General features: G+C 71.3%; 20 protein-coding genes. 9 read left to right on the plus strand and 11 right to left on the minus strand.

What is annotated here, in order from left to right:
* Positions 1–61: 61 nt before the first annotated feature.
* The 6 genes from gatB to ACGFIB_RS23785 all read right to left on the minus strand — a co-directional run bounded on the left by gatB (position 62) and on the right by ACGFIB_RS23785 (position 7,338).
* Positions 62–1,570 (minus strand): Asp-tRNA(Asn)/Glu-tRNA(Gln) amidotransferase subunit GatB, encoded by a 1,509-nt coding sequence (gatB, locus tag ACGFIB_RS23760; protein WP_268239513.1) that lies wholly within the window; start codon positions 1,568–1,570, stop codon positions 62–64.
* Positions 1,567–2,157, minus strand: coding sequence for a hypothetical protein (locus tag ACGFIB_RS23765; protein ID WP_393374962.1), 591 nt, complete (start codon positions 2,155–2,157; stop codon positions 1,567–1,569). Before ACGFIB_RS23765 ends, gatB begins: the two co-directional genes overlap by 4 nt.
* Positions 2,154–3,332 carry an AAA family ATPase gene (locus ACGFIB_RS23770; RefSeq protein WP_357246292.1) on the minus strand — a complete coding sequence of 393 codons (1,179 nt, stop codon included), beginning with the start codon at positions 3,330–3,332 and terminating at the stop codon, positions 2,154–2,156. The genes ACGFIB_RS23765 and ACGFIB_RS23770 overlap by 4 nt, the downstream gene beginning before the upstream one ends.
* 25 nt (positions 3,333–3,357) lie before the next feature.
* Positions 3,358–4,848, minus strand: coding sequence for an Asp-tRNA(Asn)/Glu-tRNA(Gln) amidotransferase subunit GatA (gene gatA, locus ACGFIB_RS23775; protein WP_357246295.1), 1,491 nt, complete (start codon positions 4,846–4,848; stop codon positions 3,358–3,360).
* Complete coding sequence (gene gatC / locus ACGFIB_RS23780) at positions 4,845–5,144, minus strand: Asp-tRNA(Asn)/Glu-tRNA(Gln) amidotransferase subunit GatC (protein ID WP_169947492.1); 300 nt, start codon at positions 5,142–5,144, stop codon at positions 4,845–4,847. The genes gatA and gatC overlap by 4 nt, the downstream gene beginning before the upstream one ends.
* Before the next feature lie 124 nt (positions 5,145–5,268).
* Positions 5,269–7,338, minus strand: a complete 2,070-nt coding sequence (locus ACGFIB_RS23785; protein WP_142572123.1) for a putative bifunctional diguanylate cyclase/phosphodiesterase — start codon at positions 7,336–7,338, stop codon at positions 5,269–5,271.
* A 360-nt stretch (positions 7,339–7,698) separates the two neighbouring features.
* Here ACGFIB_RS23785 and ACGFIB_RS36710 point away from each other — a divergent pair, with 360 nt between their 5' ends.
* Complete coding sequence (locus tag ACGFIB_RS36710) at positions 7,699–9,132, plus strand: glycoside hydrolase family 6 protein (protein WP_409348773.1); 1,434 nt, start codon at positions 7,699–7,701, stop codon at positions 9,130–9,132.
* Between the two features lie 141 nt (positions 9,133–9,273).
* Complete coding sequence (locus tag ACGFIB_RS23805) at positions 9,274–10,383, plus strand: hypothetical protein (RefSeq protein ID WP_393374966.1); 1,110 nt, start codon at positions 9,274–9,276, stop codon at positions 10,381–10,383.
* 7 nt (positions 10,384–10,390) lie between these two features.
* Here ACGFIB_RS23805 and ACGFIB_RS23810 read toward each other — a convergent pair whose 3' ends face one another.
* Positions 10,391–11,299 (minus strand): PhzF family phenazine biosynthesis protein, encoded by a 909-nt coding sequence (locus tag ACGFIB_RS23810; protein ID WP_393374969.1) that lies wholly within the window; start codon positions 11,297–11,299, stop codon positions 10,391–10,393.
* Positions 11,300–11,664: 365 nt separating this feature from the next.
* Here ACGFIB_RS23810 and ACGFIB_RS23815 point away from each other — a divergent pair, with 365 nt between their 5' ends.
* A complete protein-coding gene (locus ACGFIB_RS23815; protein WP_393374971.1) occupies positions 11,665–12,894 on the plus strand; it encodes an ATP-binding protein in 1,230 nt (409 codons plus the stop codon).
* Positions 12,895–12,984: 90 nt separating this feature from the next.
* On the opposite strand, the gene ligA is transcribed toward ACGFIB_RS23815, so the two are convergent.
* Entirely contained in the window at positions 12,985–15,156 is a 2,172-nt protein-coding gene (gene ligA / locus ACGFIB_RS23820) for an NAD-dependent DNA ligase LigA (RefSeq protein WP_393375094.1), read from the minus strand.
* Positions 15,157–15,849: 693 nt separating this feature from the next.
* Positions 15,850–16,860: a methionine synthase gene (locus ACGFIB_RS23825; protein WP_142572053.1), complete on the minus strand. Its 1,011-nt coding sequence runs from the start codon at positions 16,858–16,860 to the stop codon at positions 15,850–15,852.
* A 13-nt stretch (positions 16,861–16,873) separates the two neighbouring features.
* On the opposite strand from ACGFIB_RS23825, the gene ACGFIB_RS23830 reads away from it, so the two are divergent.
* Complete coding sequence (locus ACGFIB_RS23830) at positions 16,874–17,506, plus strand: MBL fold metallo-hydrolase (protein WP_393374973.1); 633 nt, start codon at positions 16,874–16,876, stop codon at positions 17,504–17,506.
* 94 nt (positions 17,507–17,600) lie between these two features.
* On the opposite strand, the gene mnmA is transcribed toward ACGFIB_RS23830, so the two are convergent.
* Positions 17,601–18,686, minus strand: coding sequence for a tRNA 2-thiouridine(34) synthase MnmA (gene mnmA / locus ACGFIB_RS23835; protein ID WP_142572055.1), 1,086 nt, complete (start codon positions 18,684–18,686; stop codon positions 17,601–17,603).
* Between the two features lie 76 nt (positions 18,687–18,762).
* On the opposite strand from mnmA, the gene ACGFIB_RS23840 reads away from it, so the two are divergent.
* From ACGFIB_RS23840 to ACGFIB_RS23850, 3 genes are all read left to right on the plus strand, one after another.
* On the plus strand, positions 18,763–19,803 hold the full coding sequence (locus ACGFIB_RS23840; RefSeq protein WP_357260661.1) for a DUF695 domain-containing protein: 1,041 nt from the start codon (positions 18,763–18,765) through the stop codon (positions 19,801–19,803).
* A 133-nt stretch (positions 19,804–19,936) separates the two neighbouring features.
* On the plus strand, positions 19,937–20,857 hold the full coding sequence (locus ACGFIB_RS23845) for a Rieske 2Fe-2S domain-containing protein (protein WP_357246319.1): 921 nt from the start codon (positions 19,937–19,939) through the stop codon (positions 20,855–20,857).
* Positions 20,854–21,408 (plus strand): hemerythrin domain-containing protein, encoded by a 555-nt coding sequence (locus ACGFIB_RS23850; protein WP_393374978.1) that lies wholly within the window; start codon positions 20,854–20,856, stop codon positions 21,406–21,408. The genes ACGFIB_RS23845 and ACGFIB_RS23850 overlap by 4 nt, the downstream gene beginning before the upstream one ends.
* A 69-nt stretch (positions 21,409–21,477) precedes the next feature.
* Here ACGFIB_RS23850 and ACGFIB_RS23855 read toward each other — a convergent pair whose 3' ends face one another.
* The gene (locus ACGFIB_RS23855; RefSeq protein WP_357246324.1) at positions 21,478–22,632 is read right to left on the minus strand and encodes a cysteine desulfurase family protein; all 1,155 of its coding nucleotides are present in this window, start codon (positions 22,630–22,632) and stop codon (positions 21,478–21,480) included.
* A gap of 102 nt (positions 22,633–22,734) precedes the next feature.
* On the opposite strand from ACGFIB_RS23855, the gene ACGFIB_RS23860 reads away from it, so the two are divergent.
* Both ACGFIB_RS23860 and ACGFIB_RS23865 read left to right on the plus strand, forming a co-directional pair.
* Positions 22,735–23,226, plus strand: coding sequence for a TetR/AcrR family transcriptional regulator (locus ACGFIB_RS23860; protein WP_142572060.1), 492 nt, complete (start codon positions 22,735–22,737; stop codon positions 23,224–23,226).
* Between the two features lie 139 nt (positions 23,227–23,365).
* Positions 23,366–24,589, plus strand: coding sequence for an MFS transporter (locus tag ACGFIB_RS23865; RefSeq protein WP_393374980.1), 1,224 nt, complete (start codon positions 23,366–23,368; stop codon positions 24,587–24,589).
* Positions 24,590–24,630: the final 41 nt, after the last annotated feature.

Consider the following 24,630-nt stretch of genomic DNA (forward strand, 5'->3'; position numbering starts at 1 on the left):
GGGCGGCCCAGACGCCGCCTCGGCGGATTCGCACGGCGAGGCGGCGTTCGTCAGGGCTCCCTCAGCCCTGGACGCCGAGCTTCTCCAGGATCAGCTCACGGGCCCGGCCCGCGTCCGCCTTGCCCCGGCTGGCCTTCATGACGCCGCCGACCAGCGCGCCCACGGCGGCGATCTTCCCGCCGCGCACCTTCTCCGCGGCGTCGGCGTTGTCCGCCAGCACCTGGTCGATGATCGCCGACAGCTCGCCCTCGTCGCTGACCACCTGCAGACCGCGCTTGTCCACGACCTCGTCCGGGCCGCCCTCGCCGGCGAGCACGCCCTCCAGCACCTGGCGGGCCAGCTTGTCGTTCAGCGCGCCGGAGGCGACCAGCTCGGCCACCCGGGCGACCTGAGCCGGGGTGATGGGCAGGTCGGCGAGCACCGTGGCCGACTCGTTGGCCCGCCGGGCCAGCTCGCCCATCCACCACTTGCGCGCGTCGGCGGCGGGAGCGCCCGCGGCCACCGTCGCCTCGACCAGGTCGATCGCGTCGGCGTTGTGCATGGCGGCCATGTCCAGGTCGGACACGCCCCACTCCTGCTGGAGCCGCGTGCGCCGCGCCGACGGAAGCTCGGGCAGCGCCGCCTTCAGCGACTCGACCCAGGCCGGGTCGGGCGCGATCGGCAGCAGGTCGGGCTCGGGGAAGTAGCGGTAGTCCTGCGCCTCCTCCTTCGACCGTCCCGAGGTCGTCTGCCCGGTGTCCTCGTGGAAGTGGCGGGTCTCCTGCACGATCCGGCCGCCCCCGGCGAGGATGGCCGCCTGGCGCTCGATCTCCCCGCGGACCGCCCGCTCGACGCTGCGCAGCGAGTTGACGTTCTTGGTCTCCGTACGGGTGCCCCACTCGGTGGTGCCGCGCGGCATCAGCGAGACGTTGACGTCGCAGCGCAGCGAGCCCTGCTCCATCCGCACGTCGGACACGCCGAGCGAGCGCATCACCTCGCGCAACTCGGTGACGTATGCGCGGGCGACCTCCGGGGCGAGCCGGTCGGTGCCCTCGATCGGCTTGGTCACGATCTCGACGAGCGGGATGCCGGCCCGGTTGTAGTCGACGATCGAGTAGTCAGCGCCGTGGATCCGCCCGGTCGCGCCTCCCACGTGGGTGGACTTGCCGGTGTCCTCCTCCAGGTGCACCCGCTCGATCTCCACGCGGACGGTCTTCCCGTCCACCTCGACGTCCAGGTAGCCGTCCGTGCACAGCGGCTCGTCGTACTGGCTGATCTGGTAGTTCTTCGGCATGTCCGGATAGAAGTAGTTCTTCCGGGCCATCCGGCACCACGTCGCGATGGTGCAGTTGAGCGCGAGGCCGATCCGGATCGTCGACTCGATCGCCTTCTCGTTGGCCGTCGGCAGCGAGCCGGGCAGCGCCAGGCACACCGGACAGACGTGCGTGTTCGGCGGCGCGCCGAAGGCCGTCGGGCAGCCGCAGAACATCTTCGAGGCGGTGCCAAGCTCGACGTGCGTCTCCAGCCCCAGCACCGGCTCGAAGCGCTCCAGCGCCTCGTCGTACGGCATGAGCGTCTCAGTGCTGCTCACAGGTAACCAAGTCCCTTCAATGCGTTCCTCGCGTCGGAGACCCAGTCCGCGTACGCGGGCACCTGGGCGAGGACGTCGAGGTCGATGTTACGAGCGATGTATTCGAAGTAGTCACGAACGGGTTTCCCGCGGCGCGGCGCCACCTCGGCAAGGACCCGCTTGGGATCCGCGATCCTCTCGACATCCCGCGGCCGGGCGGGCAGCCGTCCCTGGTCGCTCCCGCTCAACCGGCGCCACACGCCGGCGTCCGCGAGGAGCCACGCCTCGGTCTCCTGAACCGGCACCAGCGCGATCACCGGTGTGGGCAGTCCCGAGTCGCGCACGACCCGGTTCGCCTTGTCCCGCTCCCTGTGATCGTTGTGGACGAAGAGCAGGTGGCAGTCGCTCGCCAGCTCGCGCAGCGCGCCGGTCGTCCTGCCGTGCTCGTAGATCGACCGGCAGGCGCCGATCTCGGTGCTCTCCACGTCGACGGCGCAGCGAGAGGACTGCGCGGTGAGCTCCCGAAGCTGCCGCGAGATCACCACGCCGAGGAAGACCTCGTCGGTCTCGCCCTCGGCGATCAGTCCGGGCACCAGCGGCCTGCTCATGGGACCTCGCCCACGGCGCTCAGATACTTGCGCACCTGGCGGGGAGAGACGAACGTGCCGGGCTCGCCCTCCGCCCGCACCGGCTTGGCCACCGTGACCCTGGAGATCCTGTCCCTTTCGGGGTCGACGCGTACGGCGGTGTCGAGGAAGACCAGCGCGTCCGGCCGGAGGCGGTACAGCTCGGAGACGACCACCGGCGAGTGCGTGGTGAGGATCACCTGGCGCAACGGCCGGTTGACGCACTCCGGATCGTCGAGATCGGTGACCCTGCCCTGGATCCTGCGCAGCAGCTCCGCCAACCGGCTGGGATGCAGCCCGTTCTCGATCTCCTCGATGAGCAGCACTCCGGCATGGTCCGGATCGTGCAGCGCGGCGAGCAACGCGATGACCCTGAGCGTGCCATCGGACAGCAGAGTGCTGGGTACGGCGCCCTGGCCGTCCACAAGCACGTCGAACGTCCACTCCTGACGCCGGTCGTCCAGAATCGGCTCGATCCCGGCGATGTCCGGGATCAGCGCCACCATGTCGACGAGGAGTTCCTCGATCGCCCCCTCCGCCTTGAGTCGTCCGAGGACAGTGGCGAGGTTGCTCCCGTCCGCCCGCAGCGGTCCATGATCTGCCGCCGACGACCAGGAGCGGAGGCGATCCGGGTCGGGCCGGTGCAGACGCCAACCGCCAAGTTCCCTGTTCAACAACTTCATGTAGCGCGGAGCGTCGGCCTTCTCCCCCGCGAGGGCCTGCAACGCCTGGTCCCTCGCTTCTCGCCCCTTGGTCAGCTGGTTGTTCACCCAGCCCGGCAGCCCGGCAGAAGCACCTCCGGGGGTCGCAAGAATCCCGCGCGCTTCCGGTACGCCCTCGTCGTCTAGTTCAGCGCCGCTCTCGAATACTTCTACGAAGAGGCCGTGTCCGAACTGTCCCAGAACGCGAGCCCGGATATCGAACCGAGCCACCGGTTGCCCTTTGCTGACCCGGTGAAACAACTCGTGCGGCCGTCCACGTCGGGATGCCAGGAGCGGATCCTTGAATTCCCAGCCGGCAAGGCTCAGGTAATCCAGGGCGTCGAAGAGGTTGGACTTGCCGCTGGAGTTGGGGCCGACGAGGGCGAGGAACGGCGGGATGTCGAGCTGGAAGTCCAGGAAGGACTTGAAGCCGTCGATCTCGATGCGGGTGATCATGCCGCCGTTCCCCTCCCCTCGGCGACTAGAGCGCGGGCGCGCGGGACAGCAGCGGGCCGCCCCACCGGCTCTCGAAGGCCTTCTCCACGGCGGCGCCGACCCGGTAGCAGCGGTCGTCGGCCAGGGTCGGGGCCATGACCTGCAGGCCGACCGGCAGGCCGTCCTCGTCGGCGAGGCCGCACGGCACCGAGATCGCCGCGTTGCCGGCCAGGTTGGTCGGGATCGTGCACAGGTCGGCGAGGTACATCGCCATCGGATCGTCGGCCCGCTCCCCGATCGGGAACGCGGTGGTCGGCGTGGTCGGCGAGACCAGCACGTCCACCTGATGGAAGGCCGCCTCGAAGTCACGCATGATCAGCGTGCGGACCTTCTGGGCCTGCCCGTAGTAGGCGTCGTAGTAGCCGGACGACAGGGCGTACGTGCCGAGCATGATGCGCCGCTTGACCTCGGGGCCGAAACCGGCCGCCCGGGTCAGGGCCATGACCTCCTCGGCGCTGCGGGTGCCGTCGTCGCCGACGCGCAGGCCGTACCGCATGGCGTCGAAGCGGGCCAGGTTGGACGAGCACTCCGACGGCGCGATCAGGTAGTACGCGGGCAGCGCGTAGGAGAAGGTCGGGCAGGAGACCTCGACGACCTTGGCCCCGAGCGACTCCAGCAGTTCGACGGCCTCGTTGAACCGGGCGAGCACGCCGGGCTGGTAGCCCTCCCCGCCGAACTCCTTGACCACGCCGACCCGCATGCCGGCCACGTCGGCGTGCCGCGCGGCCTCGACGACCGCCGGGACCGGCGCGTCGATCGAGGTCGAGTCGAGCGGGTCGTGCCCGGAGAACGCCTCGTGCAGCAGCGCCGCGTCGAGCACGTTGCGGGCGAACGGGCCGGGCGTGTCGAGCGAGGACGCGAACGCGATCAGCCCGTAGCGGGACGAGCCGCCGTAGGTCGGCTTCATGCCGACGATGCCGGTCACCGCGGCGGGCTGGCGGATCGAGCCGCCGGTGTCGGTGCCGGTGGACAGCGGCGCCTCGTAGGCGGACACCGCGGCCGACGAGCCGCCGGAGGAACCACCGGGAATCCGGGAAAGGTCCCACGGGTTGTGCGTCGCGCCGTACGCCGAGTTCTCCGTGGACGACCCCATGGCGAACTCGTCCAGGTTCGTCTTGCCGAGGATCACCAGACCGGCCTCGCGCAGGCGGCGGGTCACGGTCGCGTCGTACGGCGGGAGCCAGCCTTCGAGGATCTTCGAGCCGGCGGTCGTCGGCATGCCGGTCGTGGTGAACACGTCCTTGTGCGCGATCGGCACCCCGGCGAGCGGGCCGAGCGTCTCACCGGCGGCGATGCGCTCGTCGACCGCGCGGGCCTGCGTCAGCGCGGACTCCGCGTCCACGTGCAGGAAGGCGTTGACCCGGCCGTCGACCTCGGCGATCCGGTCGAGGTGGGCCTGGGCGACCTCGACGGCGCTGACCTCTCGGGAGGCGACCAGCGCGCCGAGCTCGGCGGCGGTCTTGCGAATCAAGCTCATTCTTCCTCCCCGAGGATCCGCGGCACGCGGAAGCGGTCGTCCTCCACCGCGGGCGCGCCGGACAGCGCGGCCTCGGGCGTGAGGCCGGGCCGCACGTCGTCGGGCCGGAACACGTTGGTCAGCGGAAGCGCGTGCGAGGACGGCGGAATGTCGTCGGCCGCCACCTCCGCGACGCGGGCGACGGCGCCGACGATCTGGTCGAGCTGGGCGGCGAAGTGGTCGAGCTCGTCGTCGGCCAGTGCCAGCCGGGACAGCCGGGCGAGGTGAGCGACCTCATCGCGGGTTATGGCGGACATAAGTCGTCGAACCCGTTTCATGATGGAGATTGGACCTCCCCATCCTAGGGCTCGCCACCGAGCGCGACCGACCCGACGAGGCCGCGTCACATGGTCTTAATGCGCCGCGGCCCTTCGTGACGGGTCAGTGCGGCGCGAGACGGGCACCGCCGCTCTCGCGGTCCCGGAAGGCCGCGCCGAGCCGGCCGCGTAACCAGGTGGTCGCCTCGCTCGCGGGCATGGGCTTTGCCAGCCACCATCCCTGGCCCGCCTGGCAGCCCATCTCGCGCAGCAGCGTCGCGACCTCCGGCGACTCGACCCCCTCGGCGACCGACCTCAGCCCGAGGGACCGTACGAGGTCGATGATCGAGCGGACGATCCGCTCGTCGTCCGGCGAGTCCCCGAGCCGCCGGACGAACGACGCGTCGATCTTGACCTCGGAGACCGGGAGCCTCTGGAGCCGGACGAGCGAGGAGTAGCCGGTGCCGAAATCGTCGAGGGCCAGCTGGATGCCGAGACCGGCCAGGGTGCGGATCGTCTCGGCGCTGTAGGCCTGGTCGGTCATGAGGATGCGCTCGGTGACCTCCAGGCGGATGGCCTCGGGAGGCAGGTCCAGCTTCTCCAGCCCGGACTCCAGTTGCTCGGGCAGGCTCGAATCCAGCAGGTCGCGGGCCGACACGTTGACCGAGACCGGCACCTCGACGCCCGCGTGCCACCACCGGGCCGCCTGCCGCAGCGCGTGGCCGATGACGTGCTGGGTGAGCTCGCGCATCAGGTACGACTGCTCGGCGAGCGGGATGAACTCGGTGGGCGAGATCGGCCCCCGCACCGGGTGCCACCAGCGCAGCAGCGCCTCGATGCTCTCGACCCTGCCGTCCTCCAGGCTCACCTTGGGCTGATAGTGAAGCTCCAGCTCGTCGGCGTCGATCGCCCGGCGCAGGTCGCCGAGAAGGCTCAGCCGTTCCGGCGAGTTGCGGTCCTTGCACGGCAGGTAGAACTCGACGCCGGTGCGGCCCTCCTTGGCCAGATACATCGCCACGTCGGAGCGTTGCATGAGCAGCTCGAAGTCCGGCGCGTGGTCGGGATAGAGCGCGATGCCGATCGACGCGTCGAGGTCGAAGGTCATGCCTTCGAGGCGTACGGGCTCGGTCACGGCGACCCGCAGCCGCGAGGCGACCTCCTTGGCCGCCTGGGCGTCCCTGATCGACGGCAGCAGCACCGCGAACTCGTCCCCGCCGAGGCGGGCCACCACGTCGCCGGGCCGCACGCTGTGGGTGAGCCGGTGGGCCACGATCTGCAGCAGCCGGTCGCCGACCGGGTGGCCGAGCGTGTCGTTGACCTCCTTGAAGCGGTCGAGGTCGAGCAGGAGCAGCCCCACCCGCTCGCGCTCGCGCGCCTCGGTCAGAGCCTCCTCGGTGCGCAGGATGAGCATCTTGCGGTTCGGCAGGCCGGTGAGCCCGTCGTGGGTGGCCTGGTGGTCGCGGCGCAGGGAGAGCGTCGCGGTGAAGTAGACCGCGGTCAGCGGCGCGACGAACAGCGGCACCAGGGCCGTGGAGTGCGCCATCACGACCACGACGAGCGGCGCGAGCCCGAGCAGCGCGCCGTAGACGAGGGACTGCGGGCCGACCGACGCCTTCATCACCCTGGCGAGCGGCCGGCGCTCGTGCAGCGCCACCGCCTGGCAGACCAGGATCGCGCGAACCGCGAAGTACGCCGCCGCGGCCAGCACGATCGCCGGGATGTCCGCGCCGTCGGGCGTCCAGGGCACGCGGGGCGCCGGATGCACGCCGAACGCGGCGAAGGCGGCCGCGGCCGCCGTGCAGGCCAGGGTCACCTGGGCGAGGTTGAACAGCACCCGGTGCCAGGCCCTGCGATGCACCAGGCCGCTGACCACCACGGCGACCGCCTGCATCAGCACCGCCGTCGGCAGGCCCTGGTACATCAGCACGGCGAAGGTGAACATCGTGGAGGTCGGCGTGCCCCCGACCAGCGTCGAGGAGCTGAACGTGACCGGGCGCAGCTCGCCCAGCACCACCAGGACGGTCAGCATCCAGAACAGCGGAGTGCGGGCCGCCTCGCCCAACTCGCCGAAGCCGAGCCGTACCTGCGTGATCACCAACGCGGTGACACCGACGGCGGTGACCGCCGTGAGGTAGGCCCACAGGGGCGAGCCGGGGCGCGGTCCGGTGTCCCGGGTGTCGACGGGCGCGGACATTTCGCCCAGGTCGACGACGGGCAGGAGAACGCGTGGCACCCCGGCGAACGGCATAAGACCGCGTGAAAGCGTCATCGGTAAGAAACCCCCCAAGAGGTCACTATGGGAGGGTACGGCCTCTGGGCCACTTCGCGAAACCGCTTGGGCACACTCCGTCACCATGATTTCTGGAGATATCACGGTCTGACCCGACCTGCGGTGAAAGTTTCAATTGCTCCACAGGTCCGATCCCCCGCCCGCCTGCACCTATTAGGTTGATCGTCCCAACGAACCCTAGGTGGCCCTTCTTGGACTGCCGTCGGCTCCTTACCATCCGAGACACCTGTGGGAGCGCTCCCACATTATCGGACGGAGTATTCCATGTCTCGCAGATTGACGGCGGCTGTGCTCACAGCGGTCGCCACGGCCGCGGTGGGAGCGACCGTACTCACCTCCTCCGCCGCGCAGGCCGCCGACTCCGCCTTCTACGTGGATCCGACGACGAACGCCGCCAAGTGGGTGGCGGCCAACCCCGGTGACAGCAAGGCCTCGGTGATCAGGGACCGCATCGCCGCCGTCCCGCAGGGCCGCTGGTTCGCCAGCTACAACCCCTCGACCGTGCGCAGCCAGGTCGACGCGTACGTCGGAGCCGCCGCCTCCGCCGGCAAGATCCCGATCATGGTCGTGTACGAGATGCCGAACCGCGACTGCGGCGGAGCGAGCGCCGGCGGTGCGCCCGACCACTCCTCCTACCGCGCGTGGATCGACCAGGTCGCCGCCGGTCTCGGCGGGCGGCCCGCCTACATCGTCCTGGAGCCCGACGCCCTGTCGATCATGCCGAACTGCATGAACTCCTCCCAGCAGGCCGAGGTCCAGGCCTCCATGGCGTACGCCGGGAAGAAGTTCAAGGCCACCTCCTCGAACGTCAAGGTCTTCTTCGACGCGGGCAACGAGGCCTGGGTGGGCGCCTCCGACATGGCCAACCGGCTGCGGGGCGCCGACATCGCCAACAGCGCGGACGGCATCGCGCTCAACGTCTCCAACTACCGGTTCACCACCGCCACGATCTCCTACGCCAAGAACGTCATCGCGGCCACCGGCCTGTCCTGGCTGAAGGCCGTGATCGACACCAGCCGCAACGGCAACGGCCCGGTGGGCAGCGAGTGGTGCGACCCGGCCGGCCGCGCCACCGGCGCCTGGAGCACCACGAACACCGGTGACTCGGCGATCGCCGCCTTCCTGTGGGTCAAGCCTCCGGGCGAGTCCGACGGCTGCATCGCCCCCGCGGGCCAGTTCGTGCCGCAGCGGGCCTACGACCTGGCGATCGCCGCGCCGTACACCCCCTCGCCGTCCCCGTCCCCGTCCCCGTCCCCGTCTCCGACCCGGTCGCCGTCGCCGTCTCCGTCTCCCTCTCCGTCCCGGTCTCCTTCGCCGTCCCCCTCGGCCTCGCCGTCGGCGTCCCCCTCCCCCTCGCCGTCCCCGTCGGCCTCGCCGACGTTCACCGGCAACCGCGGCTGCACGGCGGTCTACAAGGTCGTCAGCTCGTGGCAGGGCGGCTTCCAGGGTGAGATCACCGTGACCGGCGCGGGCACCTCGGCGATCAACAACTGGACCGTGAACTGGACGATGCCCAGCGGGCAGTCCATCACCCAGTCGTGGAACGCCAACCTCACCGGCAGCAGCGGCAGCATCTCCGCCTCGAACGTGAGCTGGAACGGCAGCCTCGCCCCCGGCTCCAGCACCTCGTTCGGCTTCCTCGGCAACTCCAGCGGGACCCCGTCCACCCCGTCTCCGCTGGTCTGCACCACCTCCTGATCCCCACCGCACAGTTCAGGCGTGCCGTACGGCCTTTGCCGTACGGCACGCCCTTTGCCGTACGGTGCGCCCTTTCGCCGCGGGTCCCGGCATCTGCTCGGGTTCGGGATCCGCCGGAGAGGGCTGGCGTACAGTCGGTTCATGATCTTGTGGCGGGAACGGATCGGGCGCGGCCTGGCCGGCGGCGTCGTGATTGTTCTGCTTCTCGCCGCGACCGCCTCGTATCCCGTCGAGATGCCGGCCGCGTGGTTCCTGGAGGCGGACGGCTGCCCGACCGCGGTGATGGATGTGCGAGGGACCGCCGATCGGCCGGGGCCTCTGGTGCCCGGCGAGGGCGCCGTCTTGGTGACGCTGTGCGAGCTGATCACGCCGTTGAGGTATGGTCCCGGGCCGCTGCCGTCACCACGGCCGGGGCGAGACCGTAGCCTCAGCACCCATGTGGCCGAGATGATCGCCATCCTCAACGCGCTGCCCGCACGAGATGAGGCGGAGGCGGAGGCGCGGGCCGAGATGGCCACCGAGGGCCGGACGCCACCCGATGATCTGCACCTCGGCGAGGTCTGTGTGGACGTCGGGTACGGCGAACAGTTGTCGTTCGCGGTGCGCTACCGCGACCGCCCGCCCGTGCTGCTCGTGCTCGACCGCAACTGCGGTCTGGTCCACAGCGCGGGCCGGACCCGGTTTCTGCGCGGACAACCCGTGGACCGCTTCCTCTCCTTCTACCGGGACCAGATCGCGAGGGACTCCGACGCGGTCCCGGCGCCCACGTGCCCGGGCAAGGTGGCCGTGGCGGAGATCGACAATCGGCCGGACCCGGAGTTCCCCGAGGACGGCATGGCCCGCAACCGGGGCCGTACGGACCGGTTCCTGCCCAGCCCGCTCGCCGTGGTCACCGCCTGCCGCTATCGCGCGGACGGAGACGATCTGCGGCTGCGCGCCCACCGGGTCGTCCGAGACGGTCTCGAACCCGTCCGGGCACTTCTCAACAGCGCGGCCACCATACAGAGCGTGACCGACGACCGGGGCACCACCGACTTCGTCAACCGCGTCGACTGCGGCAGGCCGAGCCGGACGAGGGCCGCGACGCCGGTCAGCCGTCTGGACGTCGTGTGGGCGGCCGACACGACGGGTGCCGTCGCCGAGACGCGGATCTGGCGCACCCCCTGCCAGGCCGTGTTCACCGGCACCGCCGCCGGGTTGAAGGCCGAACCCGCGTTGCTGGATCGGCTCGACTCCTGGCTTGGCCGGTAGGACCGCGTCATCCCCCGGCAGGACCGCGTCGTCCCCCGGCAGGAGCACGGACCGCCGCGCCGGACACCCGGACCCTGGTATCCCCGGCCCGCAGCTCCACTCGCAGCAGACCGGGCCGTCCCATGTCGACACCCTGGTGCAGGGTCAGCACCGCAGCGGGACCGGCCTCGCCGAGGTCCCGCAGATACGCCCCGAACGCGGCTGCGGCGGCCCCGGTGGCCGGGTCCTCCACGATCCCGCCCACGGGGAACGGATCACGCACCTGGAAGACGTCCGCCGACTCTCGCCACACCAGTTGCAGGGTGATCAGATCCCGGTCGGTCATGTACTGCGCCAGCCCTGAGAAGTCGTAGTCCAGATCGGCCAGGCGCTCACGGGTGGCGGCGGCCAGGACCAGGTGGCGCGATCCCGCGAAGGCGATCCGCGGGGGCAGTCCGGGATCAAGCTCGTCGAGCCGCCAATTCAGCGCGTCGAGCGCCCGCGCCAGGTCGAGGTCGCCGACCGGCTCCACGTACGGCTCGACGCTGGTCAGGGTCGCCCACAGCACGCCATCGTCGTCCGCCGTCACCTCGACCGGTACCGTTCCGGCCTGCGTCTCGAAGACCAGGCCACCCGGACCGATCCGTTCGGCGAGGGCGACCGCCGAGGCCACGGTGGCGTGCCCGCAGAACGGCACCTCCATCTTCGGACTGAAATATCGGACGGTGAACGTCCGGCCGGTCTCGGCAGGGTGCTCAGGAGCCGCGCTCAGGAATGCCGTCTCCGGATGACCCACCTCCTCGGCGACGGCGAGCATGGCCGCCTCGTCCAGCCCGGCGGCGTCGAGCACCACCCCGGCCATGTTGCCGCCGGCGGGATCGGTGGTGAAGGCCGCGTAGTGCAGGACGTGGGCTATCGGATCAGCAGAAGTCGCCACATTCGAAGGAACAGGAGAGCAGATGCCTCTGTTCCCCGGGCGCGAGAGCGCGTCCGCGATGTTCAGGGGTTGTCGGCGACCCGCGCTTCCTCTGCCGGCTCCTCCATCAATGTAAGATCGCATCTACGTTAGATTGGTTCTACGTATGATCGAGGCGATCTGTGGAATTCAAGGGGAGAGCCGCCGATCTCGAGCTACTTGATCGGCAGTTGCGGCAGGTGACGGAGGGATCGGGCGGCACTCGCGGGCGCGCCATGATCATGACCGGCCGGCGACGGGTGGGAAAATCGCGACTGGTTCAGGAGTTCTGCGACCGCGCCGGCGTGCCGTACGTGGTCTTCCAGGCCACCAGGGGCCGTAACCCGGTGGCCGAGCGTGCCGAATTCATCGGCATGCTCGCGCAGTCCGCGCTGCCGGGTGCCGAATTGATCGCCGGGGTGCAGGCCGGAGACTGGAACCAGGCACTCCGTGCTCTGGCGGTGGCCGTGCCCGACCAGACGCCGAGCATCGCGGTCATCGACGAGGTGCCGTGGCTGGTGGAACAGGACCGCGAGTTCGAAGGGGCGTTGCAGACGGTCTGGGATCGGCATCTGTCCGCCAAGCCGGTGCTCCTCATCCTGGTCGGCAGTGACCTGTCGGTGATGGAGGCGTTGCAGTCCTATGGCCGCCCCTTCTTCGGCCGCGCCGCGAAGATGACCGTCCAGCCGCTCCACCCCGCGGATGTGGCCGTCATGACCGGGCTGGACGCCGCCGACGCCATCGACGCCTTTCTGATCACCGGGGGTTTTCCCGAGGTGGTCCAGGCATGGCAGCCGGGCATGAGCCGCATCGACTACCTGCGGGAGTCGTTGAGCAATTCGCTGTCCGCGCTGCTGATGGCCGGTGAGCTGTCATTGCTCGGGGAGTTCCCCGAGACCTCCCACTCGCGTGCGGTCCTGTCGGCGGTGGGGAGCGGGGAGCGCACGTTCTCCGCCATCGCCACCGAGGCGGGTGGCGCCTCCCCCCTGGCCTCCGGCACTCTTTCGCCGCTGCTGTCCACCCTTATCGGCAAGCGGGTGCTGGCCGTCGACACCCCGCTGTCGACAAAGCCGGACACGAAGAACACGCGCTATCGCATCGCCGATCCGTATCTGCGCTTCTGGCTCGCCTTCCTCGACCGCGGCATTCCGCTGGTCGAGCGCGGCCGGGGCGAACGTGTCCTGGCCACCATCGAACGCTCCTGGACCTCCTGGCGTGGCCGCGCCGTCGAGCCTATCGTTCGTCAGGCACTGTTGCGGCTTCTTCCTGACGATCGATGGCCCGAGACCGATGCCATCGGCGGATGGTGGAACCGGCAGAACAATCCCGAGATCGATCTCGTCGGGGCGGACCGCGAGCCGGTCGCGCGGCACGTCCACTTCCTCGGCTCGATCAAATGGCTGGAGAACGGGTCGTTCGGCCGCCATGAGTACGAAAGCCTGGTGCGCGACATGCTCGCCGTTCCGGGCGCCGGCACCGGCACTCCGCTGGTGGCCGTCTCCCGCTCCGGTGTCGACGACGGCCTGCCGCTCGCCGCGCACTGGGGTCCCGAAGATCTGCTGGCCGCCTGGCGCTGACGGCATCGGCGTATTCCCCGCTTCTACGGGACCGGAGCCGCCGCGATCATGCGCGCCGTGGGGGTGAACCGGCCGGCTGAGCGGCCGGGGTCACTCCTCGGGGGTGACGGCGACGGCGCGGGCGGCGTCGGGGCCCTCGCTCAGCAACGTGTGGAAGCCTTCCTCGTTGAGAATCGGGACGCCGGCCTTGACCGCCTTGTCGTACTTCGAACCGGGGTTGTCCCCCACCACCAGGAAGCTCGTCTTCTTCGACACCGACGAGGTGACCTTGCCTCCCCTGGATCCGATGGCCTCGCCGGCCTCGTCGCGGCTGAAGTCGGCCAGCGTCCCGGTGACGACGAAGGTTAGCCCTTCCAACGGACGCGGCCCCTCGTCGGCGGGTGACTCGTCGGCCATCCGGACACCGGCGGCCCGCCATCTCTCGATGATCTCCTGGTGCCAGTCGACCGCGAACCACTCCTTGATCGTCGTGGCGACCCTCGGGCCGATGCCCTCCACGGCCGCCAGTTCCTCCTCCGACGCCTCGGCGATGGCGTCGATCGAGCGGAACTCCGCGGCGAGCGCGCGGGCCGTGGGCGGCCCGATGTGCCGGATCGTCAGCGCCACGAGCACCCGCCACAGCGGCTGGTCCTTCTTCTCCTTCAACTGCTGGAGGATCAGCTCGGCGTTCTTGCTCGGCTCACCCGAGATGTTGGCGAAGAACGAGACGACCTTCGGCTCACCGGTCTCCGGATCGGTCTTCGGCTGGCCGGTCTCGGGGTCGCGGACCACCGACCTGATCGGCAGCAGCTTCTCGATGGTCAGGTCGAACAGGTCGGCCTCCGTGCGGACCGGCGGCTCCTGCGGCGGTAGCGGCTGGGTCAGCGCGGTCGCCGCGACGTAGCCCAGCCCGTCGATGTCGAACGCGTTGCGCCCGGCCGCGAAGTAGATCCGCTCACGCAGTTGCGCGGGGCAGGACCGGGCGTTCGGGCAGCGCAGGTCGGCGTCGCCCTCCCGCTCGTAGGCCAGCTCGGTGCCGCACTCCGGGCAGTGCGTGGGCATGACGAACTCCCGCTCGCCGCCCTGCCGCAGGTCCACCACCGGGCCGACGATCTCGGGGATGACGTCGCCCGCCTTGCGCAGCACCACGGTGTCGCCGATCAGCACCCCTTTGCGCACGACCTCCGAGGCGTTGTGCAGCGTCGCGCGCTCCACCGTGGACCCCGCCACCACCACGGGCTTCATCACGCCGAACGGCGTGACCCGGCCCGTCCTGCCCACGCCGACCTGGATGTCGAGGAGCTTGGTGGTGACCTCCTCCGGCGGGTACTTGAACGCGATGGCCCAGCGGGGGGCCCGGCTGGTCGAACCGAGCTGCCGCTGCACCGGAATCCGGTCGATCTTGACCACGACGCCGTCGATCTCGTACTCCGGGTCGTGGCGGTGGTCGTTGTAGTAGGTGACGAACTCGCGGATCTCGTCGAGGCTCTCGACCACCTTGTAGCGGTCGCTGACCGGGAGGCCGAAGTCACGCAGCCGCTCGTAGACGGCCGACTGGGTGGCGGGCAGCGGGCCACCGCCCTCCCACTTGCCGACGCCGTGGACGATCATCCGCAGTGGCCGCTGCGCGGTGACGCGAGGATCCTTCTGCCGCAGCGAGCCGGCGGCCGAGTTGCGCGGGTTCCTGAAGGGCGTCTTGCCCGCGTCCATGAGCTGCTCGTTGAGCTTCTTGAAGCCCTCGACCGGCAGGAAGACCTCGCCACGGACCTCCAGCAGGTCGGGCACGTCGTCCCCGTCCAGCCGATGCGGCACGTCGCCGAGCGTGCGGATGTTGGGGGTGATGTCGTCGCCGGTGCGCCCGTCGCCCCGGGTCGCGCCCCGCACCAGGCGGCCCTTCTCGTACACGAGCGCCACGGCCAGGCCGTCGATCTTCAGCTCGCACAGGTAGGGCCCGGGGTCGGCCTCGATCAGCCGCTCGGCCCTGGCCTGCCAGCCGGCGAGGTCGGCGTCGTTGAAGGCGTTGTCGAGGCTCTCCAGGCGCTGGAGATGGGCGACGGCGGTGAACTCGGTGGAGATAGGCGCCCCCACCTTCTGGGTGGGCGAGTCCGGCGTACGCAGGTCGGGATGCGCCTCCTCCAGCGCGAGGATCTCCCGCATCCAGCTGTCGTACTCGGCGTCGCTCACGGTGGGCGAGTCGAGCACGTAGTAACGCCAGTTGGCGTCACCGAGCAGTTCCGAAAGCTCGGCGTGCCGCTCCCGCGCCTCGCCAGGCGCGCTCTGCACTTCCCCGCTGGCGCTTTGTGCTCCCCCGCTGACGCTCCCGGTGGTCTCGGCGGCGCCCGTCACGCTTTCGACCTCGCTCAGGGCCTCCGCGTGGCCGTTCGCCTCATCGGCGAGCACCGTGTCATCCGACCCGGTGTCATTTAGCCCGGTGTCATCCAGCCCGGTGTCATCCAGCCCGGTGTCATCCAGCCCGGTGTCGTCAGGCCCAGCGTCATCGAGCCCGGTGCGGTCGAGCCCGTCAGTCTCGTCAGCCCTGTCGGTCACGTCGCCCGTCTCCCCTCGTCAGACACCCAGGGCAACCGTATCTCCGGCCACTGACAGTTAGCGAAGGACGGGGCGGGGGCCGCGCCGAGGACGTGGGCGGCCCCCGCCGGATCACTCGGCGGGAAGGCCGCTCCAGACCAGCGCGGCCCCTCGCTTCAGGAGCGATCGAGAATCACGGTAGACCGCTTGTCGCCCACTTTCATTCCTTTTTGCCTGGGCGACTCGGGCCGGTCGCCGCGGATGGAGAGGGACCGGCCCGAGGGTCGGCCTCCCTGGGTCCAGACCCGTTCCCAGTGCCCTCGTCCACCGTGCCCTCGTCCGCCGTCCCCTCGCCCACCGTGCCCTCGTCTGTGGCCCTCGGTTACGGGCGGCACGCCGTGTGCCCTCGCCACGCTCGCATCGGCCGGTCGGCCGCGGACTACGGCGGCCTTACTCGCCGGGGTCCTCACTCAGCACCCGGGCCGCCTCCCTGCACCGGGCCAGCGCCGCCTTGGCGTACGCGGGCGAGGCCCCGGCCAGGCCGCAGGAGGGGGTGAGCACGACCTGCTCGGCGAGCCGGGCGGGCGGGAAGCCGAGGCGCCGCCACAGCTCGACCGCCGGCTTGGCCACCACCCCGACGTCCGCCAGCCGGGTGTCGGTCCCCGGCACGACGCCGAGGAACAGCGCGAGCCCCTTCTCGATCGTCTCCCCGATGGCGTCCTCGTCACGGCGGCGCAGCAGCGCCGCGTCCACCGACGCGCCCCGCGCGCCCGCCGTACGGATCACCTCGTACGGCACGCCCGGCGCGCAGCAGTGGACGACCGGGAAGGCGGGTGCGAGCGCGGACAGCACGGTCCTCAACCGTTCGGCCGCGATCGGGGAGTCGACGGCGGCCAGCCGCCCGAAGCCGGACGCGGTCGGCACCGTGCCCGCCAGCACCCCGGGCAGCCCCGGCTCGTCGATCTGGACGACGAGGTCGGCTCCGGGAATCCGGCGCCGGACCTCCTCCACGTGCCGCGCGAGCCCCTCGGCCAGCGACTCGGTCAGGTCGCGTACGGCTCCCGTGTCGGCGAGCACCTTGTCGCCGTACCTGAGCTCGATCGCTCCGGCGAGCGTCCACGGCCCACATGCCTGGATCTTGAACGGCCCCTGGTAACCCTGGGAGACCTCCTCCAGGCCGTCGAGGTCACGGGTGAGGTGGTCCCTGGCCCGCCTGAAGTCCCGTCCCGGCCGGTCGGCGAGCCGCCAGCCGGACGGCTGCACCTCCACCGGCAGCTCGACCAGGAGGGACGCCGTACGGCCGATCATGTCCGCGCCGACGCCCCGGCCGGGCAGCTCGGGCAGGTAGGGCATGGGCAGTTCGCCGAAGGCCGTCCTGACCGCCTCCAGATGGTCCTCGCCCGGGTAGGACCCCACCCCGGTGGCCGTGGCCCGAGGCCATGGATAGTCGCTCACGTTCATTAGCTTAGGGTTTATGAAACTCACCAAACTCGGACACGCGTGCTGGCGGCTGGAGAAGAACGGCCGGACGCTCGTCATCGACCCGGGCTCGTTCAGCGGCGAGGGAATCCTCGACGCCGCGGACGCGGTGCTCGTCACCCATGAGCACTTCGACCACGTGGACGCGAGTCTGCTCAAGAACGCGAGCCCGGACCTGGAAATCTTCACCTGCCAGGCGGTCGCCGACCAGCTCGGCCAGATCCCGGCGAAGGTCCAGGTCGTCGACCACGGGGACGCCTTCGACACGGCGGGCTTCCACGTGCAGGCGGTCGGCGAGTGGCACGCGCTCAACCTCCCCGACGTCCCGCCCGTGCAGAACGTCGGCTTCTTCGTGGACGACGAGGTGTTCTACCCCGGCGACGCCCTCACGCCGCCCGGGCGCGACGTGCCCACGCTGCTCGTGCCGACCAACGCGCCGTGGCTCAAAGGAGCCGAGATGATCATGTATCTGCGCTACGTCCGGCCCGCCCGGGCCTACTCGACCCACGACGGGCTGGTCAACGAGATCGGCGCGACGCTGATCGACAACTGGCTCGGCATGGAGGCCGACAAGCAGAAGGCCGACTTCCGCCGCATCCCGGCCGGGGAGTCCGTCGACATCTCCTGATGTCGACGGCCGGGATCTCGGGCGGCCGGGATCCCGGCCGGCTGGAATCCCGGACGGCTGGGCTCTCAGACGGCTGGAATCTCAGAGCCGGATCTCAGACGGCCGACGCGATCGTGGCGGAGCCGATGACGACGTCCCCGTCGTAGAGGACGGCGCCCTGACCCGCCGCGACGCCGGTCGCCGGGCGGTCGAGCTCGATGTGCAGCTCGCCGCCGGAGACCTGGGCGCGGCAGCCGTACACCTCGCCGTGGGCGCGCAACTGGACCGTGCACGTGATCGGCTCGTACGGCTCCGTCAGCGGGCCGTTCCACACCGGCCGCTCGCTCACGATGCTGCGGACCTCCAGGGAGGTGCGGGGACCGACCGTGACCGTGTTGGACACCGGCTCGATCGACAGCACGTAGCGCGGCCTGCCGTCGGCGGCAGGCCGGTCGATGTGCAGGCCCTTGCGCTGCCCGACCGTGAAGCCGTACGCCCCCTGGTGGCTGCCGACCACCCGGCCGGTGAGCGCGTCGACGATCGGCCCCTCGGACGCGCCGAGCCGGTCGGCGAGGAACGCCCGGGTGTCGCCGTCGGCGATGAAGCAGATGTCGTGGCTGTCGGGCTTGTCGGCGACGGTCAGCCCGCGCCGCGCCGCCTCCTCGCGCACCTGCGCCTTGGTCGAACCGCCCAGCGGGAAGATCGCGTGCGCGAGCTGCGCGCGGGTGAGCACGCCCAGCACGTACGACTGGTCCTTGGCCTCGTCGACGCTGCGCCGCAGCACGCCGTCCTCCAGCCGTGCGTGGTGGCCGGTGGCGACGGCGTCGAAGCCGAGCGCGAGCGCCCGGTCGAGCACCGCCTCGAACTTGATCTTCTCGTTGCAGCGCAGGCAGGGATTGGGGGTGCGCCCGGCGGCGTACTCGCTGACGAAGTCCTCGACCACGTCACGATGGAACCGTTCCGCCATGTCCCACACGTAGAAGGGGATGCCGATGACGTCGGCCGCCCGGCGCGCGTCGCGGGCGTCCTCCAGGGTGCAGCACCCGCGCGCGCCGGTGCGGTAGGACTGCGGATTGGACGACAGCGCCAGATGGACGCCGGTGACGTCGTGCCCCGCCTCGGCGATCCGGGCGGCGGCCACCGCGGAGTCGACCCCGCCGGACATGGCGGCGAGGACGCGGAGCTTTCTTGTGGGACCCATAACAGTTCGAGGTTACCGCCCGCGGAGCCGCGCCCGCGTTGGCATCGGGGCGGGCGGGCTGCCAGGATGCGGGGTCATGCGAGTGTTCGGGCGCAAGAGCGAGTCCGCCGACCCCGCCGAGGCCATCGCGGCATTCTGGACCTGGTGGGATCAGGCACGGCCCCAGATCGACGCGGGCGTCGAGGCGGAGGACCCCGAGGCCCTGTTCGAGCTGATCGGCCCCGCCGTCACCGCCCTTCATCCGTCCCTCGTCTGGGAGATCGCTCCGGGCCGCATGGCCGTGAACGCCCTGGTCGTCAGCGCGTCGAACGACCCGGAGCTGCGGCCGTTCGCCCACCGGTGGGCCCTGGCGGCGCCGCCGGCGGACGCGATGTGGGAGTTCCATCCGTCGCGCCAGGCGAACCCGCAGGCCGCGGATCTGACGGTCGACGTCGGCGGTCGCGAGTTCGGGCTCGACCGGCTGGTGGTGGCGCTGCGCGTGCCGCCCGGCGCGCCGCGCGTGGACGTCACCGCATTCCACCCGATCTTCCCCGACGTCGACGACGACACGCGGACGGAGGCGGCCTTCCTCGCGCTCGACTGGCTGCTGGGCGAGGACGAGGTGGCCCGCTGGGTGGGCGAGATCGTGGCCGCGGAGTTCGAGCCGATCGACGCCCTCCCCGCGATCCATCTGCCCGCCGTCGTCGCCGACGTGGCGGAGGGTTTCGCGGAGGAGCAGTGGGCGCTCCTCGAAGGCAACACCGCCACCGGCGGCCGGCTGACCGCCGCCGCCCGCTATCCCCTCCGGCCGGTCGACTTCCCGCTGTTCGACCAGCACATCGCCGTCACGCTGCCCTACCGGGAGGCCGACGGCGACGGGCTGCCCGCCGGGGCCTCCCTGGACGCGCTGCGCGACTTCGAGGAGCGGCTGACCGAGCGACTGGCCGCGCTCGGCTCCGCCGTGCTGACGGCCCACCTGACCGCCGACCGCAGCCGGGTGCTGCACGTCTACGCCGACCCCGCGGCGGCCGTGCCGCCCGTGGTCGAGGAGGCCGCGGCCGAGTGGAAGGAGGGGCAGGCCCGCGTCGACGTGGCCGAGGACCCCTCATGGAGCGCGGTCGCCGCCTTCCTGACCTGAATCGCCCATTCAGCGCGTTTCATCACATTTGAGCACGGGCACGTCGCGATAGACGCAACGCGCGGGCGGGGGCCCGCGTTCCGCCCGCTCCCGCAGGCTGCGGGCCGATCCGGCGATGGGATTGGGATCGGACATGGCTCAGCGCGCACTGGACCGGTTGCTGAACGCGATCGAAGGCGATGCCCGCCTCGACCGGCCGGGTCATCGGCTCGAACAGGGACTCGCCTTCGCCGAGAACCTCGCCGGGGTCACCGGAGGCCGTGCCCGCGGTTTCCTGCACGGCGTCTGGCTGGGGCACCCTCTCCACCCGGTGCTCACCGACCTCCCGATCGGCTCCTGGACGACGGCGCTGGTCCTGGACCTCACGGGGCAGAAGCGCGCGGCGCGCGCAGCCGTGGGAGTCGGCCTCGCCGGGGCACTGGCCGCGGCGGTGACCGGCCTGCACGACTGGCAGCACACGCACGACAACGCCCGGCGCGTCGGCATGGTCCACGGCACGCTCAACACGCTCGCCGTCGCCCTGTACGGCTGGTCGTGGTGGCAGCGGGGCCGGGGACACCACCTGCGGGGGCGGCTCGCCGCCCTGCTCGGCTATCCCGTGATCATGGCCGGCGGCTTTCTGGGCGGCACGCTCGTCCACCGCCACCGGATCGGGGTCGACCAGACCGGCGGGCAGCTCGATCCCCGCCACTTCACCCCTGTGCTGGCCGAGCGCGACCTGACCGGCGACCGGCTCCACCGGGTGCGGGCGGGCGACGTGGACGTCGTCCTGGTCCGCGCGGACGGCCGCATCCACGCCCTGGAGAACGCCTGCCCGCACCTGGGCGGCCCGCTGTCCCAGGGCTGGCTCCGCGACGGGTCCATCACCTGCCCCTGGCACGGTTCGCAGTTCGAGCTGCGCAGCGGCGAGAGTCTGAACGGCCCGGCCACCGCCCCCGTGCCGTGCTTCCAGACCCGCGTACGCGACGGGTGGATCGAGGTGCGCCGGGCGCCGAAGCCGACGAGCTCGCCTCCCGGCAGCGCGCTGGTCCACCAGCAGGAGGTGCGGCCATGAGGAGAAGGCCACAGGCGCTCACGGAGCTGCGGGAGGCGCCGCCCCCGCAGGAGCGCAAGAGGGCGACGCGGGTGCTCGTGGAGCACCACGAGGTGCTGCGGGGGCTCATACGGCGCCTGCTGGAGACGCCGCGCTCGGAGCCCGGACGACGGCGCGCGCTCGCCGACGAGCTGTTCGACGAGCTGCGGATGCACGAGCTGATCGAGGAGGAGATCTTCTATCCCGCGATGCGGGACGTCACCCCGGCCGTCGGCGCCGCCTGGTCCGAGCACCGCCAGCTCAGCGACCAGCTCGCGGCGCTGGTGCGCGCCGACCCCCGGACCGGCCGGTTCGACCGGGAGCTGAGGGTGATGCACGACGCGCTGGAGTCGCACGCCCATCTCGACGAGGAGCGGCAGATGTTCCCCGAGATCGAGCGCTTCGCGGATGAGGAGCAGCTGATCGAGCTGGGCGACCGGCTCCAGGCCCGCCTCGGGCGGCTGCGCTCGTCGCGGCGCCTCCGGGCGGTCCATCGCCTGCAGCGCGCGCTGCTGCGCCGTACGGCCCGATAGGCGCGGCGACGGCCGTCACCGGATCCGGCGGGGTCTATGCCCGCGCCCTACAGGGACAACCGGGGCAAGTTACGACAGACCAGCACGACGAGCGCGCTCGACGACATGCCCGATGACCTCCGCGACCCGGTCGACGTCCTCTTCCACGGAGGTGTGACCGAGGGAGAAACGCAGCGAGCCGCGGGCGCGGGCGCCGTCCTGGCCCATGGCGAGCAGCACGTGGGACGGCTGGGCGACCCCGGCCGAGCAGGCCGAGCCCGTGGAGCACTCCACGCCCTTGGCGTCGAGGAGCATGAGCAGGGCGTCCCCCTCGCACCCGGGGAACGAGAAGTGGGCGTTGCCGGGCAGCCGGTTCACCGGGTCGCCGTTCAGCACGACGTCGGGCACGGCCCGCCGTACGCGCTCGATCAGGTCGTCGCGCAACGCCGACAACCGCCCGGCCGTGGCGGGCTGCCGGGCCACGGCCGTCTCGACCGCCGCCGCGAACCCGGCGATGGCCGGCGCGTCGAGGGTGCCGGAGCGGATGTCGCGCTCCTGCCCGCCCCCGTGCAGGACGGGCACCGGATCGACGCCTCGGGCCAGCAGCAGCGCACCGACGCCCACGGGACCGCCGACCTTGTGGCCGGACACGGTCATGGCGTCCACGCCGGACTCGGCGAACGAGACCGGGAGCTGGCCGACCGCCTGCACCGCGTCGGTGTGGAAGGGGATGCCGTATTCGTGCGCGATGGCGGCCAGCACGCGCACCGGCTGCACGGTGCCCACCTCGTTGTTGGCCCACATGACGCTCACCAGCGCCACGTCGTCCGGGTCGCGGGCGATGGCCTCGCGCAGCGTCTCCGGATGCACCCGGCCCCGCTCGTCCACGTCCAGCAGCTCGACCCGGGCGCCATGGTGGTCGCCGAGCCAGTGGGCGGGGTCGAGGGCGGCGTGGTGCTCGACCGCGCTGATCAGGATCCTGGGCCGCCTCCTCGCCCAGAACAGGCCCTTGATGGCGAGGTTGTCGGCCTCGGTGCCGCCGGCCGTGAACACGACCTCGCTCGGACGGGCGCCGAGCGCGCAGGCGATCGTCTCGCGCGACTCCTCGACGACCCGGCGGGCACGGCGGCCCGCCGCATGCAGGGACGAGGGGTTGCCGACCTCCCTGAGCTGGGCGGTCATCGCCTCGATCGCCTCGGGAAGCATCGGCGTGGTCGAGGCATGGTCCAGATATGCAGCTCCCACGGCCCCTCCCTGACAGGTATTCAGCCCACCAAGCGTATCCGGGTGAGCAAAGGGCGGCGGCACATGTCGCAACTTAACCGTCCAGACGGTACAGTAGGGGGCATGAGGAGGGACGAACTGCTGGACGCGGCCGAGGGCCTGCTGCAGGATCAGGGCACCCAGGCCCTGACCCTGGCTGCGGTGGCCGAGCGCGCCGGCGTCAGCAAGGGCGGTCTCCTCTATCACTTCGCGAACAAGGAAGCGCTCGTCAAAGGCATGATCGAGCGCCTGATCGCCGACTTCGACGCGCTCATCGAGGCGCAGGCGGAGAGCACCTACACCCGGGCGTACGTCGCCGCGACGTTCGAGGCCGTGGAGACCGGCCGGCTGCGACGATGGGCCGTGGTCACGGGTGCGGCCGGCGATCCCGAGCTGCTCGCGCCGCTGCGCGGGGCGATGGACCGCTGGATGCGGCAGGGTCTGGACGACGAGCCCGACCCCCTGACCTCCCAAGTCGTACGGCTGGCCTGTGAGGGCGTCTGGGAGGTCGCCACCCACTGTGCGGCGATCATCGACTACGCCGCGATCCGCGCCAGGCTGCTCGCCCTGTTGTAGCGCACCGCTGCGTGAACCCCTGACCTACACCTGGTGGTCGCCCTTCCTTCCGGCTCTGCCGTGGAAGGGCGACCTGCTCGTGTCTGCCCGTAAATCCGGGCCTGGAAACCCACTTGACTCACCTGGAAAGGAAGCTGTGATGACCCGCGCTTTGAGGAAGGCCCATCGGGGGGCAGTCCTCACCTTCGTCCTGGCCGGCCTGATGTGTGGAACCTTCACCGTGCGCCTCCCGGCTCTGGCCGAGCGACTCCGCCTACCGGAGTCGTCGGTCGGGCTCACCCTGCTCAGCTGGGGGATCGGCGCGCTGCTCACCATGCAGCTCATGCGCGTGGTCCTGGCGAGGATCGGCAGCCGCGGCGTCCTGCGCGCGGCCGCTCCCCTGTGCGCGGCGTCACTGGTCCTCGTCGCGTTCGCGCCGTCCTTCCCGGCGCTGGCCGTGTCCGCCGCGCTGTTCGGCATGGCGTTCGGCGCGGTCGACGTCGGCATGAACGCCCAGGGCTCGGCCGTCGAGCGCGCGTACGGCCGGCCGATCATGAGCGGCCTGCACGCGGGATGGTGCGTCGGCGCGATCTCGGCGGGCCTGCTCGGCACGGGGGCCATCGCCCTGGGCCTGTCCCTCACCGCCCACATCCTGGTCGTCGCCCTGGTGTCGGTGCCGGCGGCGCTGGCCCTCAGCCGTCTGCACCTGCCCGACCCCGCGCCCGAGACGGATGAGACGGACGAGGCGGGCCGGGCGTCGGCGCGTGCCCGGCGCAGGCTGCCCGGGGTCGTCTACCTGCTCGGCGCGGTCACCTTCGCCGCGTTCATGGTGGAGGGCGTCGTCGCCGACTGGAACGGCCTGTATCTGATCGGCACGCTGCACGCCTCCGAGGCGGTCGCCGCGCTCGGCTACCCGGTGTTCGAGGCGGGCATGCTGCTCGCCCGGCTGGCGGGCGACCGGCTGCGCGGCCGCTACGGTGCCCGCGGGCTGATCATGTTCTCCGGGGCCGCCACCGCGCTCGCGTTCCTCGTGGTCATCGCCGCGCCGGTGACCGTGGCCGCCGTGGCCGGGCTGTTCTTCATCGGACTGTCGGTGGCGACGATCTCGCCGATGGCACTGTCGCTGGCCGGAACCGCGACGCGCGAGCCCGGCCCGGCGATCGCGCAGGCGAGCACGATGGGCTACGCGGGCCTGCTGCTCGGGCCCGTGGTCATCGGCTTCCTGTCCGCCGCGGCCTCGCTGCGGCTCGCGATGGGCGTGGCGGTCGTGCTCGGCGTCGTCATCACCGTGGCCGCCCGGCTGCTGCCCGCGTCCCGTGCGGAGATCATCCCGCTGCCGGTCCGGCCGGCAGAGGAGGAGGCCCGCCTCCGCACGGCGGCCTGACGCCTGCCGGGCCGGCGGCGCGCTGGTCACTACCCCCGGCA

The sequence above is a fragment of the Microbispora bryophytorum genome (assembly GCF_043197435.1).
Lineage (GTDB): Bacteria > Actinomycetota > Actinomycetes > Streptosporangiales > Streptosporangiaceae > Microbispora > Microbispora bryophytorum.

Bases quoted from the DNA above. Each gene is read 5' to 3' on its own strand.
- gatC (WP_169947492.1), bottom strand. From the start codon at position 5,144: ATGTCCGCCATAACCCGCGATGAGGTCGCTCACCTCGCCCGGCTGTCC.
- ACGFIB_RS23770 (WP_357246292.1), bottom strand. From the start codon at position 3,332: ATGATCACCCGCATCGAGATCGACGGCTTCAAGTCCTTCCTGGACTTC.
- ACGFIB_RS23865 (WP_393374980.1), top strand. From the start codon at position 23,366: ATGACCCGCGCTTTGAGGAAGGCCCATCGGGGGGCAGTCCTCACCTTC.
- ACGFIB_RS23850 (WP_393374978.1), top strand. From the start codon at position 20,854: ATGAGGAGAAGGCCACAGGCGCTCACGGAGCTGCGGGAGGCGCCGCCC.
- ACGFIB_RS36710 (WP_409348773.1), top strand. From the start codon at position 7,699: ATGTCTCGCAGATTGACGGCGGCTGTGCTCACAGCGGTCGCCACGGCC.
- ACGFIB_RS23825 (WP_142572053.1), bottom strand. From the start codon at position 16,860: ATGAACGTGAGCGACTATCCATGGCCTCGGGCCACGGCCACCGGGGTG.
- mnmA (WP_142572055.1), bottom strand. From the start codon at position 18,686: ATGGGTCCCACAAGAAAGCTCCGCGTCCTCGCCGCCATGTCCGGCGGG.
- ACGFIB_RS23765 (WP_393374962.1), bottom strand. From the start codon at position 2,157: ATGAGCAGGCCGCTGGTGCCCGGACTGATCGCCGAGGGCGAGACCGAC.
- ACGFIB_RS23860 (WP_142572060.1), top strand. From the start codon at position 22,735: ATGAGGAGGGACGAACTGCTGGACGCGGCCGAGGGCCTGCTGCAGGAT.
- ACGFIB_RS23805 (WP_393374966.1), top strand. From the start codon at position 9,274: ATGATCTTGTGGCGGGAACGGATCGGGCGCGGCCTGGCCGGCGGCGTC.
- ACGFIB_RS23840 (WP_357260661.1), top strand. From the start codon at position 18,763: ATGCGAGTGTTCGGGCGCAAGAGCGAGTCCGCCGACCCCGCCGAGGCC.
- ACGFIB_RS23845 (WP_357246319.1), top strand. From the start codon at position 19,937: ATGGCTCAGCGCGCACTGGACCGGTTGCTGAACGCGATCGAAGGCGAT.
- gatA (WP_357246295.1), bottom strand. From the start codon at position 4,848: ATGAGCTTGATTCGCAAGACCGCCGCCGAGCTCGGCGCGCTGGTCGCC.
- ACGFIB_RS23830 (WP_393374973.1), top strand. From the start codon at position 16,874: ATGAAACTCACCAAACTCGGACACGCGTGCTGGCGGCTGGAGAAGAAC.
- ACGFIB_RS23785 (WP_142572123.1), bottom strand. From the start codon at position 7,338: ATGTCCGCGCCCGTCGACACCCGGGACACCGGACCGCGCCCCGGCTCG.